20 protein-coding genes are annotated in these 17219 nt (G+C 58.5%); 2 read left to right on the top strand and 18 right to left on the bottom strand.

The features are described 5' to 3' along the window. Window positions 1-9: 9 nt before the first annotated feature. The 3 genes from ABK821_RS08605 to ABK821_RS08615 are packed head-to-tail and all read right to left on the bottom strand — an operon-like array spanning window position 10 to window position 2872. Window positions 10-1485, bottom strand: a complete 1476-nt coding sequence (locus ABK821_RS08605; RefSeq protein WP_395033919.1) for an integrating conjugative element protein — start codon at window positions 1483-1485, stop codon at window positions 10-12. Next, a complete protein-coding gene (locus ABK821_RS08610) occupies window positions 1485-2477 on the bottom strand; it encodes a TIGR03756 family integrating conjugative element protein (protein ID WP_343178042.1) in 993 nt (330 codons plus the stop codon). Before ABK821_RS08610 ends, ABK821_RS08605 begins: the two co-directional genes overlap by 1 nt. Further along, window positions 2474-2872 (bottom strand): TIGR03757 family integrating conjugative element protein, encoded by a 399-nt coding sequence (locus ABK821_RS08615; RefSeq protein ID WP_343178041.1) that lies wholly within the window; start codon window positions 2870-2872, stop codon window positions 2474-2476. Before ABK821_RS08615 ends, ABK821_RS08610 begins: the two co-directional genes overlap by 4 nt. 208 nt (window positions 2873-3080) lie before the next feature. Between ABK821_RS08615 and ABK821_RS08620 the strand changes: the two genes are divergently transcribed. Further along, window positions 3081-3533 (top strand): FRG domain-containing protein, encoded by a 453-nt coding sequence (locus ABK821_RS08620; RefSeq protein ID WP_395033920.1) that lies wholly within the window; start codon window positions 3081-3083, stop codon window positions 3531-3533. Between the two features lie 65 nt (window positions 3534-3598). Here ABK821_RS08620 and ABK821_RS08625 read toward each other — a convergent pair. From ABK821_RS08625 to ABK821_RS08680, 12 genes are all read right to left on the bottom strand, one after another. Beyond that, a protein-coding gene (locus ABK821_RS08625) for an IS3 family transposase (protein ID WP_395033921.1) occupies window positions 3599-4710 on the bottom strand; the annotation gives its coding sequence in 2 pieces (ribosomal slippage) (window positions 3599-4449 and window positions 4449-4710; 1113 coding nt in all). Between the two features lie 74 nt (window positions 4711-4784). Continuing rightward, complete coding sequence (locus tag ABK821_RS08630; RefSeq protein ID WP_343178039.1) at window positions 4785-5135, bottom strand: acetyltransferase; 351 nt, start codon at window positions 5133-5135, stop codon at window positions 4785-4787. After that, entirely contained in the window at window positions 5132-7990 is a 2859-nt protein-coding gene (locus ABK821_RS08635) for a conjugative transfer ATPase (RefSeq protein WP_343178038.1), read from the bottom strand. Before ABK821_RS08635 ends, ABK821_RS08630 begins: the two co-directional genes overlap by 4 nt. Further along, complete coding sequence (locus ABK821_RS08640; protein WP_343178037.1) at window positions 7990-8400, bottom strand: TIGR03751 family conjugal transfer lipoprotein; 411 nt, start codon at window positions 8398-8400, stop codon at window positions 7990-7992. The genes ABK821_RS08635 and ABK821_RS08640 overlap by 1 nt, the downstream gene beginning before the upstream one ends. Beyond that, window positions 8400-8690, bottom strand: a complete 291-nt coding sequence (locus ABK821_RS08645) for a hypothetical protein (protein ID WP_343178036.1) — start codon at window positions 8688-8690, stop codon at window positions 8400-8402. The genes ABK821_RS08640 and ABK821_RS08645 overlap by 1 nt, the downstream gene beginning before the upstream one ends. 88 nt (window positions 8691-8778) lie before the next feature. Next, the gene (locus ABK821_RS08650; protein WP_088244037.1) at window positions 8779-10281 is read right to left on the bottom strand and encodes a TIGR03752 family integrating conjugative element protein; all 1503 of its coding nucleotides are present in this window, start codon (window positions 10279-10281) and stop codon (window positions 8779-8781) included. Beyond that, window positions 10271-11221, bottom strand: a complete 951-nt coding sequence (locus ABK821_RS08655; protein WP_343178035.1) for a TIGR03749 family integrating conjugative element protein — start codon at window positions 11219-11221, stop codon at window positions 10271-10273. Before ABK821_RS08655 ends, ABK821_RS08650 begins: the two co-directional genes overlap by 11 nt. After that, window positions 11221-11880, bottom strand: a complete 660-nt coding sequence (locus tag ABK821_RS08660; protein ID WP_343178034.1) for a PFL_4703 family integrating conjugative element protein — start codon at window positions 11878-11880, stop codon at window positions 11221-11223. Before ABK821_RS08660 ends, ABK821_RS08655 begins: the two co-directional genes overlap by 1 nt. Next, window positions 11877-12233, bottom strand: coding sequence for a TIGR03750 family conjugal transfer protein (locus tag ABK821_RS08665; protein ID WP_004115534.1), 357 nt, complete (start codon window positions 12231-12233; stop codon window positions 11877-11879). The genes ABK821_RS08660 and ABK821_RS08665 overlap by 4 nt, the downstream gene beginning before the upstream one ends. Before the next feature lie 12 nt (window positions 12234-12245). Then, the gene (locus ABK821_RS08670) at window positions 12246-12632 is read right to left on the bottom strand and encodes a TIGR03745 family integrating conjugative element membrane protein (RefSeq protein ID WP_343178033.1); all 387 of its coding nucleotides are present in this window, start codon (window positions 12630-12632) and stop codon (window positions 12246-12248) included. Between the two features lie 35 nt (window positions 12633-12667). Beyond that, window positions 12668-12910, bottom strand: a complete 243-nt coding sequence (locus ABK821_RS08675) for a TIGR03758 family integrating conjugative element protein (RefSeq protein WP_004115536.1) — start codon at window positions 12908-12910, stop codon at window positions 12668-12670. Continuing rightward, window positions 12910-13257, bottom strand: a complete 348-nt coding sequence (locus ABK821_RS08680; RefSeq protein WP_343178032.1) for an RAQPRD family integrative conjugative element protein — start codon at window positions 13255-13257, stop codon at window positions 12910-12912. The genes ABK821_RS08675 and ABK821_RS08680 overlap by 1 nt, the downstream gene beginning before the upstream one ends. A 184-nt stretch (window positions 13258-13441) precedes the next feature. Between ABK821_RS08680 and ABK821_RS08685 the strand changes: the two genes are divergently transcribed. Then, a complete protein-coding gene (locus ABK821_RS08685; RefSeq protein ID WP_343178031.1) occupies window positions 13442-13789 on the top strand; it encodes an FxLYD domain-containing protein in 348 nt (115 codons plus the stop codon). A gap of 90 nt (window positions 13790-13879) precedes the next feature. Here the strand turns inward: ABK821_RS08685 and ABK821_RS08690 are convergent, their stop codons facing one another. From ABK821_RS08690 to ABK821_RS08700, 3 genes are read right to left on the bottom strand one after another with little or no spacing between them, the layout of a single operon-like run. Beyond that, complete coding sequence (locus ABK821_RS08690; RefSeq protein WP_006785966.1) at window positions 13880-14638, bottom strand: TIGR03747 family integrating conjugative element membrane protein; 759 nt, start codon at window positions 14636-14638, stop codon at window positions 13880-13882. Next, window positions 14631-16730, bottom strand: coding sequence for a type IV conjugative transfer system coupling protein TraD (gene traD / locus ABK821_RS08695; RefSeq protein WP_343178029.1), 2100 nt, complete (start codon window positions 16728-16730; stop codon window positions 14631-14633). The genes ABK821_RS08690 and traD overlap by 8 nt, the downstream gene beginning before the upstream one ends. Beyond that, window positions 16723-17211: a hypothetical protein gene (locus ABK821_RS08700; protein ID WP_343178028.1), complete on the bottom strand. Its 489-nt coding sequence runs from the start codon at window positions 17209-17211 to the stop codon at window positions 16723-16725. Before ABK821_RS08700 ends, traD begins: the two co-directional genes overlap by 8 nt. Window positions 17212-17219 lie beyond the last annotated feature (8 nt).

Below are 17219 nucleotides of genomic sequence, written 5' to 3' on the forward strand. Positions count from 1 at the left end.
CTTATTCCCTCATTCAGCCGACTGCGGCGCTGCCATCTGGTTGAAGCGACTGTCGGTATTGTCATCTGACTGGGTCTGCGGGTTGGTTTCGACGCGCTGATTCTCCCTGTCGATAATGGTCAGCACTGAATTACGTGACAGTTCACGCTTCATCTCCATCTCGTTTTTCAGCGCCGCGATTTCCCGATCCAGCGCCTCGATACGCTGACCGGCGGTATCAATGGCCTTTGGCTGGGCAGCGGCATTCGGCTCCGACATACCGGTAACCATCATGCGACGCATCAGCAGCGCCGTTTCCACCGTGTCAGACATGGCCAGCTCGCCGGCAAGACGGGCTGTCAGGGCCGCGTTATCCGGATCACGCTGCAGGGCTTTAATCACGCCGGCCGTCACCGGCAGTCCGCCGGTTTTCAGCTTCGCCAGATTCGCGGCCGTGGGCTTTTCCGTACCGTTGACGAGCCTGACCAGCTGCTCAGCGTTGGTTTTGGTTGCCTCTTCCAGCAGTGGGGCAAAGCCGGTGCCGGCAACGGTCGTACCGGGCTGGTCATCCGCATCACCGCTGGTACATTCGCTCGCGTTGGCACAGGTGCGCATCGAGCGATCGCCCAGCACCTTCACGGTCATGGCCGCCGCCTCTTCAGCGCTGCCGAATTTAGAGCATGCGCCACCGTTACAGCTGCTTTCGCCGACAGTCGAATCAGACGTGACGGGCAGACCGTTCATCATGTTGTAGCCGGCAGCGACAAGGTCATGGGTGACACGTATCGCGGGCTGCCCCGCCCCCCCACGTTTTTGGCCGCCAACCCAGTTACTACCTGACGTGCCGCTGGCCTTGCGACCTGCGTCATCAACACGTACTGCGTCAGCATCACCGCTGTTTACGATGGATTTGTATTCATCCATCATGGCCTGCTGCGTCCAGTTACTGCTGTCGCTGAAGTCCATCATTTTTTTCGCCATGTTCTGGCAGTTGAGTTGCGCCTTGTCGTATGACACATTGGCCTGAAGCACGCCGTTTGTGAGCATGTCATACAGACCGGGGTTGGCCCGCTGAATGACCATCGCCGGCAGACTGGCCACCGCGCCGGTGGCCCCCTGAATCACGTCGCCCATCAGGTTTTTAAAGCCGGATGTGACGCCGTTGAGCTGGTTGCCGACGGTGGTTTTCAGGTCAAAATTGCCGCACATCAGGTCACTGCTCCAGCCGGTATTCAGCCCCAGCTTCTGCATATTGCCGCGCGTGGCCGGCTGGGAAATGACCGAGCCGCCGCCGAGGGTATAGAACAGTTTGTCCGACACCGCACCATCGACGGACTTGCCGTAACCGATGGCGCTGTTGTTCACCTGCGGCAGGGACATGCCGAGAATGGTATTGTCATCATCGGCCGCGTGCGCGGCCGGGAGAACGGTCAGCAGGGAGCCGGTCAGCAGCAGGCTTACGCGAACGGCTGAAAATGAATGTGATTTTTTCACGATTTTCCTCATCAGATATCAGTGCTGCCCAGAAATTTCTGCCCGCGCTTTTTGCAGCAGCTGTAGGGCTGCCAGAGCGCAAAGGCTTCGTTGTTATCGCTGGCTGCGGTGGGGCTCCCGTCCGGGAAGACGGCACATGACTGTGTCATGTGGGGAGCCAGCCGCTGCCATTTGTGATTGCGCGTGCCGGTGTTTTCCGTGACCTCGCCCGGTGGCCAGTACCCGTCATGGCGGTTGCCCTTAAGCACCTGATACACATGCGGCTGGCCGGCGCGGGTGATAATGTCTGCCACACGCTGCGCCACCACGGCAGAGGCTTTGTCATCATCGGTCTGGCTGATAAACCCCGAACGGGGATAGATGTTGCCCCACATATTGGCTGCTGCCTGACTGCCGATTTCCCGCTGGCCGGGAACAAGCGCCTCCGGATACAGGGACTCCGGTAGGCCCGTGCGCCAGGCCGCCGAATCCAGCGTACTCAGGAAGTAAGGCATTAACGGGGTGGCTGCGGTATCACAGGAATAGCCCGGAATACTGCCGCCAATCAGGGAGGTGGCTGGGTGGCCAATCGCATCGGCATACTTGAAACGCACCGCGGACTTGCGCTGGCCGGGATTTTTCATGTCGGCCGGATTGGCTCCTCCGGCAGAAACACCGGAAAGCCCGCTGGTCACGGCACTTTCCAGCCCGCCGGCGGTCTGGCTGACAAACGCCATTTCCTGCCACGGGTTGCCGCCCGGAGCTACATAGGTCGAAACGACTGCCTGAGGAATGAAGTGGGTGACTTTGACCGACGTGCGCACCTTGCAGCCAAAGGGGGTGCAGAACAGCCAGTAACAGATGCCACTGACACGCCAGCTGATACAGTTTTGCGATACGGCGCTGGCAATAATCTGCGCCGTGTTAAGTGCTGCAACAGCTGCCGGCGCGGTTGCCGTACCCAGTACCGTGGCAACCGCCAGCGAGCACACCGTGGTTCTGATGCGGGAAGGTTTTGTATTCACTGACCACCTCCCCGGTTACGCAGGGAAGTGGCCACGTCAACATCCGTGGTGCCGTACACCACATCGCGGTCATCAAACACCACGGCCGGCACTTTTTTAATGCCCAGTTCCCAGGCCCGGACCACCTGGCGATAGGAATCATTCAGCTGCAGCTGTTTTTGTTGCCAGGCAGATGATGCCATAACCTGCCTGACCTGTGCTCCGGCCTGCTGCGGGTCTGCAGGCAGTTCCCCGAACATCTCGGCCTGCAGTTGGTCAGGACCATCAAGAAGGACCACCGGCACGTCCGGCGGCAGATTTGCCGGCAGATGCTGACTGTCGGTGAAGACGACCGTACCGGCCAATACGGATGCCGGCAGCAGAGCCGGCAGGAAAACAAGAGAGGTCAGTTTCATGAATCGGGGCTCCGTCAGACTGAGTCGTCTGACAGCGTGCCCGCAACGGCTCAGAAAGGCCGCAATAAATTGATAACGCAGTTCTAATAATTTAGAGGTTAGCTACAGCTAACTTTTAGGAAGTTAGTTAAAGTTACTATTTCAAAGCGATGATTAATTAGGAAGTGGGTATTTTTTAGCCCGCTTTAGATTCGAATGGAGAAAAAGTTTGGAACTATACACAGCCAACTCCCTGAATGAACTAGAGAATATACTTTCCAAGCATGGTACTGATGTCTTATTCCGTGGTCAAAATACTAGATACGGAGATCCAGGGTTGCCTTCGGTCAAAACTTCTTTTGACGGACATGGATGTATACCTAGTGAAATGCTCAAGTGGAGTCGTTACGCAAAAAATGTTCTTAGCACAACTATCGGGCATCACGTTAACGACTTTAAATTTATACAGGCACTCCTTCAACATTATGGTTGGCGCTCTTTTTATATTGATTGCTCGTCGAACGCAGCTGTTGGGGCGTGGTTCGCCAGCCATCAGTATGATCAACAGCATACATTAGAAATGAGTGAAGACTTTGCAGAGCGACCAGTCTGGTTACGAAAGCTAAAGGCGCGATATACTCATAGCGAGGGTGTGGGTTATCTTTATATCCTAAATAAGTGATCCTAATACCGCTACACTTTTGCCAGACCGTGTTTTCCCCCCGGAAACGTGTAAGCACACCCATTTTAGTTCCACGCACTTTTTGAGCGTTCCGGTTTTTCAGCCATCAGCCGGTGCTCTTCCGGCGTCAGGTTGTTCAGGGATTCATGAGGCCGCTCGTTGTTATATTCCATCAGCCAGCGCTCTGTAATTTCCCGTGCTTCATTCAATGTTCTGAACAGGTAAAAATCCAGGATTTCTGTCCGGTATGTCCGGTTGAACCGTTCAATAAAAGCGTTTTGTGTTGGCTTACCCGGCCTGATAAATTCGAGCTGCACGCCATGCTCTTCAGCCCATTGTGCCAGCGCCAGTGAGACCAGTTCCGGTCCGTTGTCCATCCGCATCTTCAGCGGGTAGCCGCGGTTTACCACGATCCTGTCCAGCACCCTGACGACTCGCTGAGCCGGGATATTTAAATCGATTTCTATCGCCAGAGCTTCACGGTTAAAATCATCCACCACATTGAAGGTCCGGAAGCGTCTGCCGCAGACCAGCGCGTCGTGCATAAAATCGATGGACCAGCTCTGGTTCATCGCCTCTGGCATCGCCAGCGGAGCCGGATTACGCACCGGAAGGCGCTGTTTTCCCTTACGGCGAAAATTCAGTTTCAGCAGGCAGTAAATCCGGTGAACGCGTTTATGATTCCAGGCGTTACCCTGCCTGCGCAGCAACTGAAACAGCTTCTTAAAACCATACCGCGGGTAGCGCTCCGCCAGCTCAGTCAGCACCTGAATCACCGGTTCATCACGCCGGGTATTGGGCTGATAAAAATACACCGTCCTGCTCAGCGATAATGTCCTGCACGCCTGGCGGATGCTCATGGCAAATTTCGCCGTCAGATAGCTGACGAGCTCCCGCTTTATCGCTGGTTTTAAAGCTTTTTTTCGATTACGTCTTTCAGAGCACGGCATTCAAGACTGAGATCGGCAAACATCTGTTTGAGACGGCGGTTTTCATCCTCCAGGTCTTTCATCTTTTTGATATCAGAGGCTTCCATACCGCCGTACTTTGCTTTCCAGTTGTAGTACGAGGCCTCCGATATTCCCGCTTCGCGACAGACATCTTTAACGGTCCGGCCTGCTTCGACGGACTTCAGTACGGCAATGATTTGGTGCTCGGTGAATCGGGCTTTGCGCATGGCGATCTCCTCAGGGGACATAATCAGTATGTCGGAAGATCTCTAAAAGTGAATGGTTCGTTTTGCAGGGATGCTTACAGATACACCAGGTCAGCCGAATCCGGCACCGTGATATACCAGCGCGGATGCGCATACTCCTCTTCCTGCGGCCAGCTCGTCTGTCCCGTCACGGTGATAAGAATATTCACCGCCTGCTTCAGCTTTCCCTCTAGATAGATGGCCACGCTGCTGCTGAGTCCCACCCGGTGCGGGTGACACGTCATTTTGACCGGCCCGGTCAGGCGCTGCCTGAGCATCGCCCGCAGCCTCACCAGATGCTGATGTGTCGACGGGAGCACGCCGGGCTCCCCCTGAGGCGACAGGGTGAAAAGCGCACCACCACTGTGCTCATGAATGGCGGGTTCAGGGTACTTCAGTGTCATCATACCGTGGCAGGCTCCTGTTGTTTCTCCGTCAGACCGCGCAGACGGTCCAGATTCAGTGCGACACGTTTTGCCGCCTCGAGTTCGCTGCAATGAAATTCATTCATCAGCGCCCGGCGTTCGGCTTTCTCTTCTTTTTCCGTCATGCCCAGTGCCAGGAAGAGACTGGGCGGCACGGCACGAAACAGCGCTTCGATCCGTTTCGCCAGCACCACGCCTTCCGTATAACAACCCGACAGTTTACTGGCGGAAAGCAGCACCGATTCCTGCTCCGGCGTGAGCGCGCGGAAACGGCTGATATCTTTGACCTCCTCCGGGGGCATGGTCAGACAAATCCACCATTCCGCCATGTTCAGCATTTTTTCGGCAATATCCGGGTAGTCTTTAAGGTTCTGGGTGGCCAGCCACAGCCAGGCACCGAGCTTACGCCACATCTTGACCACCTTGGTCATGTAGGGCGACAGCAGCGGGTTGACCGTCACGATATGCGCCTCATCCACCGTGAAGACAATATCCCGGCCCAGGAACTGGTCACGCTCCGCGATGTTGTTGATCATGTTGGTCATCGAGACCATGGTCAGGGCCATCTGCGCCTCGTAACCCTCGCGCGCCAGATGCCCCAGGTCGACCAGCGTCACGTCCGCTTCCGGCCACAGCTTCCCTTCGCGGTTGAACAGCTCCGCTTCAAAGCTCCCGGCCTGAGTAAACATGCCCAGGGATTCCGCCATTTCCGCCGCTTTCGCCTTGCGCTGAGCATTGCGGACATTGATGACGCCCTCATCGTTGTCAGAGGCAATGTCGTACAGCGCCTTCTGCAGGTCAGACGGCAGCATCTGCCGCCCTTCCTTATACGTGGCATGTGCCGCCATCAGCAGCGCCTCACGTATCATCGCCCTGTCGGCACGCTTAAGGTCAGCCTCTTCTTTCGGGTCGCCGCCGGTGATCATCATACGCGCGGAGATTTCCATTTCACCGAGAACGTCACGCTTGTCATCCTCGCCATCGTCGTCCGTGTCGATATCAGGCAGGTCGCTCTCATCCACGGCCTGGGCGGCCAGGCCTTCTTCCACCAGTTTGTGAGCATCAGCAAACGGCGGCAGACTGACGCCGCTTCCGGGTTTGACGCTGATTTTATTCACCGTCAGCCCGAGGCTGTCAAAGAAGTCGGCCAGCAGGCCGAACGAGTTCCCGGCCTCCGCAATAAACAGCCGCGGACGATGGACGGCCATCAGCTGGGAGAGCGCGGCACACAGCGTGGCCGACTTGCCCGCCCCGGTCGGGCCGAACAACAGCAGATGCGCGTTCTGGGTGCGGTCGAGCTTGTTGAGCGGATCGAATGTAAGGGTATCCCCCCCGCGGTTGAAAAAGCTGAAGCCGGGGTGCCCCGTGCCGGTTTCCCGCCCGGTTACCGGCAAAAGTCCTGCCAGGTGCTGAACCCATGTCAGACGGGTATACCAGTGTTTTTTGTCGCTGTCCGGGTTAAAGCACATCGGCAGCGCCCGCAGCCAGCTGTTCAGCGGACCTTCTTCAAACTCTGGCCGTACCGGCTGCAGACCGGCCCCGAGCAATACGGTGGACAGCTCCAGCCGCTTGCGCTTCAGGCTGGTCATGTCGTCGCCGCGCAGCAGGAAGGTGATCCCCGCCCGGTAAAGCTTGTGCCGGTTGCCCAGATACTCTTTGACCGTCTTCACATCCTGGCGGACGCGGCCCGACTCGGTATTTTCCCCGACCGCATTTTTCGACAGCCGGTTAAACTGCTCTTCAAGCCGGTCCTGGGGCTGCACCACCACGGTCATGCACACCATGGTCCCTTCCGGAAACATATCCATCAGGGCATTAATTTTCTTTTCACCCCGGCTTTTCTCGCCGGTCAGGGTGCCCGGCTCCGGCGGTGTACGCAGTTTTTCCACCGCCACCGCGCAGTGTGGCTTGTTGTCAATCCACCACACGCCGTTTTCCGGGTCGGAGACCGGCGGCGTGAACCACAGGGTTTCGGCAAAATCATTGCTGACCGGCACGGTGCCTTCAGGCGTCTCACGCGGGTCTGCGTAAGCAGCCTGACGATAAAGCGTGGTTTTCTCCACCCAGTCCGGTGACGGATTGAACAGCCGCAGCAGCCAGCCATGCACCTGCAGGCCGTTCTGCCGGGTACAGCGGATCCCCGCCCCGCCCAGGGCATTAACGACCCGATCGCACACCTGGTTGAGCATCGCCACCGGCGGCATCGGATCCCGGCTTTTCCCCAGCCAGCGATAAACAACCATCCGGGTGCGGCGCTGCTGCCCGCGCCAGGGCTGGCCGGTAATCAGCGAGTCAGTAAAAAGTCCCTCAGGCCGGGAGATACTGCGAATATGGCGCTCCATTTCACCCAGCCAGGCGTCGGTAAACGCCGTCCGCTGTGCATGTGGTTTGACATACCCGCGCAGCCTGTCCAGATACGCGTCAGTGTCGTCCTCGTCCTGGCAGAAGAACTGCACGACCCAGGGATTCACGTCATGTTCATCAAAGCTGTCCTGAAGTGCATCCTCAACCGAGTCCCGGATCTGCTCCAGGCGCTCTTCGGTTCGCCCTTCGGTCGCCACCGGTGTCACATCATAAACGGCCCCCACCGACACGCCGTCATCAAGCAGGAGACACTGCTCTTCATCGAGAAATTCTGCCCAGGGCAAAAAGTCAATGATGGACGGATTGGCGTGATAAACCTTCTCCTCATCCTGGCGCGTCATTTTCCCGGGGCGCTTCAGGGGTTGCCGGCCCTTCACGGCCGCGGTCAGGGTTTCATCTGCCTGAACGGACTGGCCGTCATCAACCGGCGTCTGCCGGTCGGTGGATTTATTACACGTAAACAGTGAAAGCATTACAGGGCCTCCGTGCGCTCGCCAGGCATGGCATACTGCGTCTGGCTGTAGAACGGGAACACAGTGCTGTAACCCGGCACCGGCGTGTTACCGTCGGCCAGATGGGGATACAGGTACATCACCATGTCGGGGTTGGGCAACCGGGGAAACTGCTGGGTGATGTCGCTTTCCTGAGTACGGCTGTAGCTGCGGTCGGCCTGCGCGTCCGTCTGCGTTTCGCTGCCCGTCAGCGGCCGTCGCAGCGTGTCGTGGGCCGCCGCAGACTGGCGGGAAGTACTGCCGCCACCGTCCGCCCCGTTCCACAGTTCAAGCATGGTGTTATCGCCCGCCGGCAGCATTTCCTCTTTGGAGGTTGAGCAGCCGCTGAGCATTACACAGCTCAGGGCCAGAATGAAAACCGTTCTGTACATTACCGGTATCTCCTTTGTGAGGCGGCCGGATCGTAACCGCCGCAGATAAAAACGAATGCACTGACATTCAGCAGGTGCCCCAGCTCCCGTAATGTCATACGCGGGCAGTAAAGCCGGCGCGGGATTTTCGGGCTGCGCCACGAAACGGCACACTCCCGGGCATTGAGCGGCAGGGAGAACCTGCCGATATCCAGTAAAAGCTGGCCATCGCGCCAGCGCAGTAAAGGTGCACCGGCAGGCAACAGCGCTACGGGTCGCAGCAACAGAACCGCAGAAGACGCAGGGATCACGTCAATATGCCAGCCTGCCCCGTCGCTGAACGTCTAGCACACGGATGAAAGAGGGAAAAACGTTATCTGTCCCGCCATGGCCGTGTACTCAGTCCAGTCCGCCGTTGTCACTGACGCCACCCGGCAGGGTGAAGTCGTAGCGCACCTTACGGCCCTTATCTTCATAATCAATGGCCAGCTGACGGGTGATATGCACGGCGAGACGGGCACCCGGCGGCACATAAATGGCATCAAACGTCATCCCGTAGCGCTGTTTGATCCAGTCCGTGGTTTCAGACATGCCGCCGGAAATGGCTTTCCCCAGCGCCGCCTGTCCGGCGTCGCCGGTCATGGTGGCGGAAATGCCATTCACGTTGTTCTGCGTGGTGTACTGCCCCTGGCTCATCGCTTCACCCGCCGCACCGGCAGCCGACAGGCCAAAGATGGTGGGCAGGTAGGTGGAGGCGTTGGACTTACGTTCGCCGCCAATGCACGGGATCCCGTTTTCATCCGAAATCCAGCCGATACCGCCACTGGTGCCGGTATCCTGTTTAGCCTGAGCGTTATTATTTTGCCCGCCGGCGTTGTTACTGGTGTCCGGTCTGGGGAGGGTGCGCACCGTACCGTCGGAAAAGACAAAGGTGACGCTGTTAACCTGCCCGCGCACGCAGGACAGCGTCCAGTCACCGCTGGCCGTACCGGAAACAATCGCCCCTTCGACGTCCGGCAGTTCGATGCCGTTTGCCGTCAGGTTATCCTTACCGATAAGCACCTTGAACGGATAAGGATCGGTCACGGTGCCGTTGATGGGCACCCGGCCAAGCAGTGCCGTCATGGCGCGGCTGCCGACCAGCGTGGAATTTTCCGGCAGCGTGTAAACCGGCTCGGCGCTCTCTTCCGCCCCTTTTTCATTCGTCCGTCCCTTCACTTTCTCCTCATAAGCGGCTTTCTGGCGGGTCAGCTCATTTTCCCCCAGAAAAGAGGTCGGGAACTGAGGTGAGGCTTTGCCGCTGGCCGCATCCCGCGGATCCGTCTCTTTCTGGTCCGTCGGCGCGACCCACATCATGCCGTCGCTGCCCTGAGAAGCGCTCCCCCCGGTGCTGCTGCCCATGCCGTCCAGCCCCAGCCCCAGCGGGATATCGCTGTCCGCCGTTTTTTTCTCGCTGTCAGGCTTTTTGAGTTTGTCGGTCAGCTCCTGGATTTTCGCCGTCAGGCTCAGTTGTTCGTTCTGAAGCTGAGCCTGCCGCTTGTCGTATTGCTCGCGCAGACCGTTGACGGCCTCATTCACCTGCCCTGAAACGTCCTGATTGCGCCGGCGCAACCGCTCGTTTTCTTTCACCAAATCCGCGTTCTGCTTATCCAGCGTTTTCTGGCGGTCACGCACATCGTTCAGCCGGCCGATGAGCGTGCGCAGGGTGTCCTCCGGCGTGTCGCCTTCCACACCCAGCGCCTTCAGTTCATCCGGCGAGAGATTATGCAGGGGGCCGCCGCTTTGTTTTGCCTGAGATTGTTCTGCCGGTTCGTTTTTGCAGCTTTTGAGCCCCACGGCCAGCCCGGCAATCACCACGGCCGGCACGATAAACTTCACCAGGGCATTAGATTTAATCTGCATGGCGGGCCTCCTCTTTTACCGCACGGGCAGCTTTACGCAGCGCAGACGGCTCAGCAATAAATGCGCTCTCCGGACGACCGGCGGTCACCACATACACCGTGGTGGTGTCTTCCGGCGTGCCGGCCGGACCGACCCAGCGGTGCTGGAAGGTTGCAGACACAAATTGTCCCTGCAGCGCACGCGGATCCAGAACGACTTTACGGCTGCCGGTGTTCGTGAGCCTGAGTGCCACCACGCTGCGGTTTGCCACGCCCCAGCCAGCCAGCGGCGTGACCGTTAATGGTTCAGAGGGATACAGCGTGCTGACGCGTCGGGGCAGATGCGGGTTGACCGGATGAATACCTGGGACCGCCTCGACCGTACGTGCCGGCGCATACAGGCTCTGGGCCGCATAGCGGGTCAGCAGCACCGGGATGGGGGCGCTGTAGCGGATTTTTTTTCGCTTTGCCTGGGTGCCGTCATCGCTGCCGGTGGAAGCAGATGAGCCTGATCCGGAAGCAGCCCGGTCTGCACCACCTGCCTGACTGGCCGCATCGCCGGCGTGACTCAGCGTGCTGACATCACCGCTGTAGACCAGACGGACCGGCTCAGTCGGCCCTTTTTCACCGGCGGCGATATCAAACAGCAGAACCTCGCCGCTTTCCACATCCTGCAGCTGCACCCGCGTCTGCGGAAAGGTGCTGTCGGCTTTCAGGTAGACGGCACCCCCGGTGCTCTGCACCCGAAGTTTGCCGTTAAGCGCCGGCGGAAAACCAACGCGGACGTTTTTGTCCACAAAGACCACCCGCTCCTGCCCCACCTTCAGCGGAATCTGCAGCGGAATACGCTCCCATTTCATCAGCTCATCTGCGCCGGCAGGACGTGATACCAGTGTCGCCAGGGGCAGCAGGACGAAGGACAGCGCCATCAGCCCGGCGCGGTAGTGGGGTTTTTTACTCATCACTGAAACACTCCTGACTTCTCCGGTTTAGGTGCAGGCGGTGCCGCCTCCAGACGCTGGGGCACACCGGCATAACAGTCCAGCGCCAGACCGAACGGGTTGCGCTCCGCATCACCTTCCCAGCGCACCACTTTCAGCGGGTAACGCACCAGGGCGCGTTTGACCGGCTCGGCATGGAAATATTCATCGGCCACCACGTCCAGGCGGGCTATCCAGTGATCGCGATCCTGTACGGTCACGCTCAGTGACTGGTAACCGCGACCGGGCACTTCATACACCACTCGCACGCGGTCGGTGAGTTCCCCGGCGTCACCGCGTTTCTTTGCATCCGCTTTCAGGAAATCCTGACAGGACGGCGTCAGATACGGCGACAACGCCTTGATTTTGGCGGAATAGTCCACCTCGCCATTTTTCGGCCAGGCATTGAGCTGCTGAAAAATGTAGAACGCAAAGGAGTAGACCGTCGGGGGGGGCACTTCCCACCAGGGCCGCGTGCTGCCGGTACGTAAATCCGGCGGGTTATGCACGGTCAGCTTGCTGGGTGCCAGCATCCAGCCGGCACAGGTGAATAAAAGGAAAAAGGCGAGCACGGCGCAGGCGATGCGCAGCGTCTGAATATGCTGGTCGCGGTCTTTTACCGCATGGCGAAAACGGCTCATGAGGCTCTCCTGTTACGTTTCACTGACCAGCCCCGGGCATCCACTATCAGTTTCGGATTGCCCATCCCCAGCCGGCGTTTTTTCGTCTCCAGTCGCTGCCAGAGCCAGTTCTCAGGCTTACCGCGCTTGAGCCTGGCCATCCAGCGGCCGCCGAACCAGACGAGCAGCAGCGGCATGACCAGCAGGCCGGTGGGAACAACAACCCAGCCGGCAAGCGGGATAAACGGCAGTGACAGGAGCAGACCCGCACCCGCGCCGGCAAGGGCTGCCAGCCCCATCTCATGGGTGGTAAACCCGCGAAACACCACGGGCTCACTGTTGAGACGGTCAGGTAAAAAACGAATGGTCTGCATCGTCGCAGGCTCCTACAGCAGAATGTCGGCAGACTTGCCGAGCAGCCAGATAACGGCAACCAGCAGCACCACACCCACCACCACAATGGCCCCGAATTTGGTCCAGGTGGCTTTCTCATTGCGGACTTCGGTGAAGGTGTGCAGGGCGGCAATGGCAACGTTGATAAAGGCAACGGCCGCCACGACCAGCCCCCCGATAACAATGCCGTCCTGCAGGTAGCCCTTGATTTGTCCGGACAGCCCGCTTCCGCCTCCGGACTCAGGCGCTTCAACGCTTGGCAAGTCCGCAAAGGCCGGTTTGCAGGTGAGCCAGCCCAGGAGGACAAGCGTACCGGCGCGGGTCAGCGTACGACTGGCGAAACGGCGCAGGCGGGCAACAACAGACTCAGAATGGTGCATGGAATTCATCTCCTGACTTAACGTTCATAATCGGGTTAACTGGCAAACATCCAGATACACACAAGCAACAGCAGCACGGTGCGGACGGCAAAACGCCCCAGGGCCGCGTCCCGCACTTTTGTGTTACTCCAGCCGGTCCAGACATCCGACAGCGCCCACGCGGCCCATAAAAAAAGAAATGCCAGCAATGCCCCGATGCAGAGCAGATGAAGGATGTTCACATCAAGACTGCCGGAGCCGGCTTTAAACGCGTTCGTTTGTTCGGATGTCATGGACATCAGGGCCGCTCCCGCCGGTAATTACCGGCCACATAAGACGGGTCACGCGGTTGCGCGCGGGAGGGCTCCAGATAGCGGTCAATGCCGCTGCGGATGGTGTTGAGATCGGATGTGGCCTGACGGTAATCAAAGAAAAAGCGGCCACGGTCAGCCGGGTCGGCCTGTGCAGCCGCCACGCGGGCCCGTTCAAGCGACGCCTGAACCTGGTCCAGCTGACGCTGAACAGACGCAAGCTCGTCTTTCTCGGATGCCTGTGTAGCAGCTGATGCCAGAAAGGTCAGCAATACCAGGCCAGTGATGCCCGGGACACGACGGTTGCGCCGCATGGCCGGACGATGTGAGTTCATATGCACCTCCAGAAGGATTAAGGGGTGCGGACAGGATGCGGAAGAGGGAGCGTCGGGTCAGCGATAAACCCTAAACAGGAATTTCAAAATTAATTGCAGGTCAGTGCCGGTGGCAGGTTTAGCTGTAAATAAAGGTTCATTGTGATATTAAGAAAACTCAACGGTAAACAGAGGGAAAATGAAAATGATGAATACTGTTCTGAAGGCCACGTTAATCACTGCACTGATTACCGGCCCTGTTCTTGCGGCCGACGGTACTGGCAAAGTCCAGCTTTCAGACCTGCATTTCGCCTCAGCAGCAAATGGTTTGCAGCAAATTGAAGGCACGGGAACAAACGTGTCAGGTGGGCCTGTGAAGACTGTAATTGTCAAATTCAACTTGCTTCAGAATGGGACAGTAATAGGAAATACGGCAGCGATGGCTGAAAATCTGGAGCCGGGTCAGCAATGGAAGCTACAGGCCCCCTACGACAGCATAACCAACAAGCCAGACAGCTTCAAAGTGACAGAACTGACGGTATTTAATAACTGACACTGACGCGCCAGTAACGGTCGTTTCATGGCTTGTCTGCTGACGGCAGGCGCGCAAAACAAGTTTTGCACGCCTCCGTCCAGCTCTGATTTAAAGATACTTCTTGAACGACGCAGTGGTCACCGTTACGGCGATCCCCAGCAGAACAGCCGCCGGCAACAACAGCAGATTGGGGTAGACTGCCGTGGGCCAGGAAAGGTACAGCATGGCGGGCACCACAGCGGCCGGTTTGACCAGCTTTTTGGCATGATGATAGACAAACGAACTTTCATACCCCGCGCCGTACCGCCGCAGATCACGCCGCCCCAGCCCCTCAACCAGCGCCACCACCACGACCAGCACAAACAACGGCACGGACAGCACCAGGATGGTGACGCGTACCAGGGTGATAATGCTGATCCATACCGTGGCCAGCAGGTATTCACGCAGGTAGCCAGCAAGCCAGCCGCTCCAGCTGTTGATTTCCCGGGTGACGGCATTGTCACTGTGCATCTGGTGTGCATACTGCTGCCGGACCCAGTCCAGGAAGCCACTGTCCACAAAGGCCCACTGATACGCGGTGCTCACCCATCGAACGACGGTCACGGAAGGCTCAGACAGCAACAGGCTCCGGGTGAACTCCGTGGACAGCCATCCCAGCTCGGTGTTCATGACCGCTTCACTGTGCGCCGCCCCGGCTTCCGGCCAGAAGAAGGCGATGCCGATATATTCAATCAGCAGGCTCAGCAGCAGCGAGGACAGCACCACGCCCACCAGGGCCCATGGCCAGCCCCAGAGCAGGTTATACAGAATGCCGTGCTTGCGTTCCGGCAGCGTCTGCTGCTGTGGGGGACGTTTTACCTCAGCCATTCTTCCCTCCTGTGACCGGCACGTTCAGGGCCGGACCATCCCGCCACCAGGATTCGCCGCTGTGATAGCTGCGCCGCATCTCCTCCGCGATTTTCTCAATACTTTCCGGCATCAGCACATCATCAGCATCCCCGGCAGGCAGCGGCATGCGGATTTTCCACAGTTGCCCGCCTTCCAGCAGGGCAAACGCCTGCCCTTTTGGCAGCGTCACGATATCGGCCGGCTCCAGTAGCGGGACTTTTACCGTCCCGACGCGGTCCTGGGTGCTTGAGGTGAAGTCCTGGTCTGCATTGACATCGGCCGTGTCCTGGTGCCCGGAGACCAGCGTTTTGGTGTAAATCTCCACCTGCGGCAGCTGCGTGGTCAGCAGTTCGGCGGTGCGGTTCTCCCTGACGCGCAGCATAATCAGGTTGTTAAAGTTACCCTGTACCTGGGCCGTCTTGGCCGCATTCCCGATGCGTGCCTCAATATCAGAAGACGTCTGTGTATAGGCCGTCACCTGCATGCCGGCACCGCCCCCTTTGTTGATGAGAGGAATAAACTCATCCCCCATCAGCTCGTTAAACTCATCACAGTGCAGGTTAATCAGGGACTTCCCTTCTTTCCCGCCCGGCAGGCCCGCATTGATACCGTGTTTATAAATGTGCCCGGCCACACTCACCAGATCGGCGAACATGGAGTTACCGACTGCGCTCGCCACTTCACTGTCACTGAGCGCATCGAGCCCCACATACACCACGGCTTTTTTACGGATGATCTGTTCCCAGTCAAAAATCGGCCGCGTGTCGTCAATGTCTTGATAATCCGGCGACAGCAGCTCGGCGGTCTTGCCGGTGGTCAGTTTTTCCAGCAGCGGCAGCAGCGACGCCACGATTTTGTCAAAGTAAGTACGGTCATAACGTACCGCTGACCGCAGCCCGTCAAGGATGGGATCATAGAGTTTTTTACCCTCTTCTGAACTCAGGGCAACCTCAATGGCCCAGATGCGTAACGCATCCGGCTGACCCTGCATGTTACGGGGCACGTCGTCCTCTCCCAGCACCTGCTGATTATTCTCAATCTGCGTCTGCAGAGCCGGCAGCTGCGCCTGGATGATTTTTTCCGCATAGCGGATATAGAGATCGGCGATATTGTTCACATAGCGCATGATCAGCGTGTAGTCAGGGCGTTCACCCAGGGCGACCAGCGCACGGGCGATGATGTTGACGAACCGCCAGGCAAATTCGCGGAATGCTGCGCTGTTCCCCTCACCCGACAGCTGACCGGCCACACGGGACGCCACCTCTGACACGCGGCCAAAACGCCCGACGGCATTATAACGGGTTGAAATTTCAGGCCAGCCGAGATGAAAGATATACAGCTCATCCCCGCGCCCGGCCCGGTGGGCCTCTGCCCAGACGCGTTTCATCAGGTCTGCGTCGCCTTTCGGATCAAACACGATGGTGACTTCACCCCGCCGGATATCCTGGGTGACCAGCAGCTCTGCCAGCCGGGTCTTACCGACGCGCGTGGTGCCGTACACCACCGTATGGCCAACGCGCTCCCCCAGGGCCAAGGTGACGTCTTTTTCGTCGGGCTCGATGCCGTGCAGCACCGGATTCCCGCCCACCGGCGGTAACGGCCGCACTGGGTTCAGCGGCGTATCGGCACTCAGCAGCTTGCCCAGCCAGGGCAGACGGTGCTCTGTCATCATTTCGAGCTGACGCGCCCCCAGATAAAAGCGGTTTGGCTGCAGGTAACGGGCCACTTCAGGGCGCAGCGTATCCTGCAGGCGCTGGGTGTGTTTCTGCGTCCAGCGGAACCCCCGGCCGAGAAACAGGCGACGATGGCTGACGGGTATCTGTTTATTGCTCATGACATAGCGTGGCAGGCGGCGGAGATTGCGGCGGTAGCGAATAATCTTCATCCCCTGAAGGGTGCGGGTGACAGCCAGCGCCGCAAACCCGGCAGCGGTGACATAGCTGACAGACGGAGCCAGGGCAACAGCCCAGGGTGCCTGCACACAGACATATGCCGCCATGCCCGACACCACGGCGGTATTCAGCTCAACGGCCGGACGCAGCAGGGCTTCAATCACGTAACGGTTACTCATCGCCTGCCTCCTTTATGATTTTACCGTTGGCCATACGGATATACGCCCCCTTTCCGGCACCGGCTTCCCTGCGGGGCAGACAATGGTAATGCAGGGCATTCGCCAGTAAGCGCCAGAGCACATACAGAACATTCGACAGAAAGAGAAAAACAATCCATACGGCCCGCAATGACCGCAGGTAATTGTTCGCCGCGGTTTCAGTGGTGACAGCAGTGGCGGTGCAGGCCGCCGGCTTTGCCTCAGGCGGAGCCGCATTATCAGGCGCCGGGCATTCCTCCCACATGTAATGTCCGGGCGGCGCGGTGCGCCATGCCGTTGCCTCCTTCTGCAGCTGGTCGTTCAGGTCACTGACCGGATGGCCGAAAACAAACCAGGCGAGCAGGAGTACACCACCGAAAGCGGCAGGCAGGAACACGGCATGACGGAATAAACAGAACATAAGCCACAACGCGTAACGCAGGCTGTTCAGGATGATGTGCATAAAAGATT

The organism is Klebsiella sp. KE9456 (genome assembly GCF_043832615.1).
Lineage (GTDB): Bacteria > Pseudomonadota > Gammaproteobacteria > Enterobacterales > Enterobacteriaceae > Klebsiella > Klebsiella indica.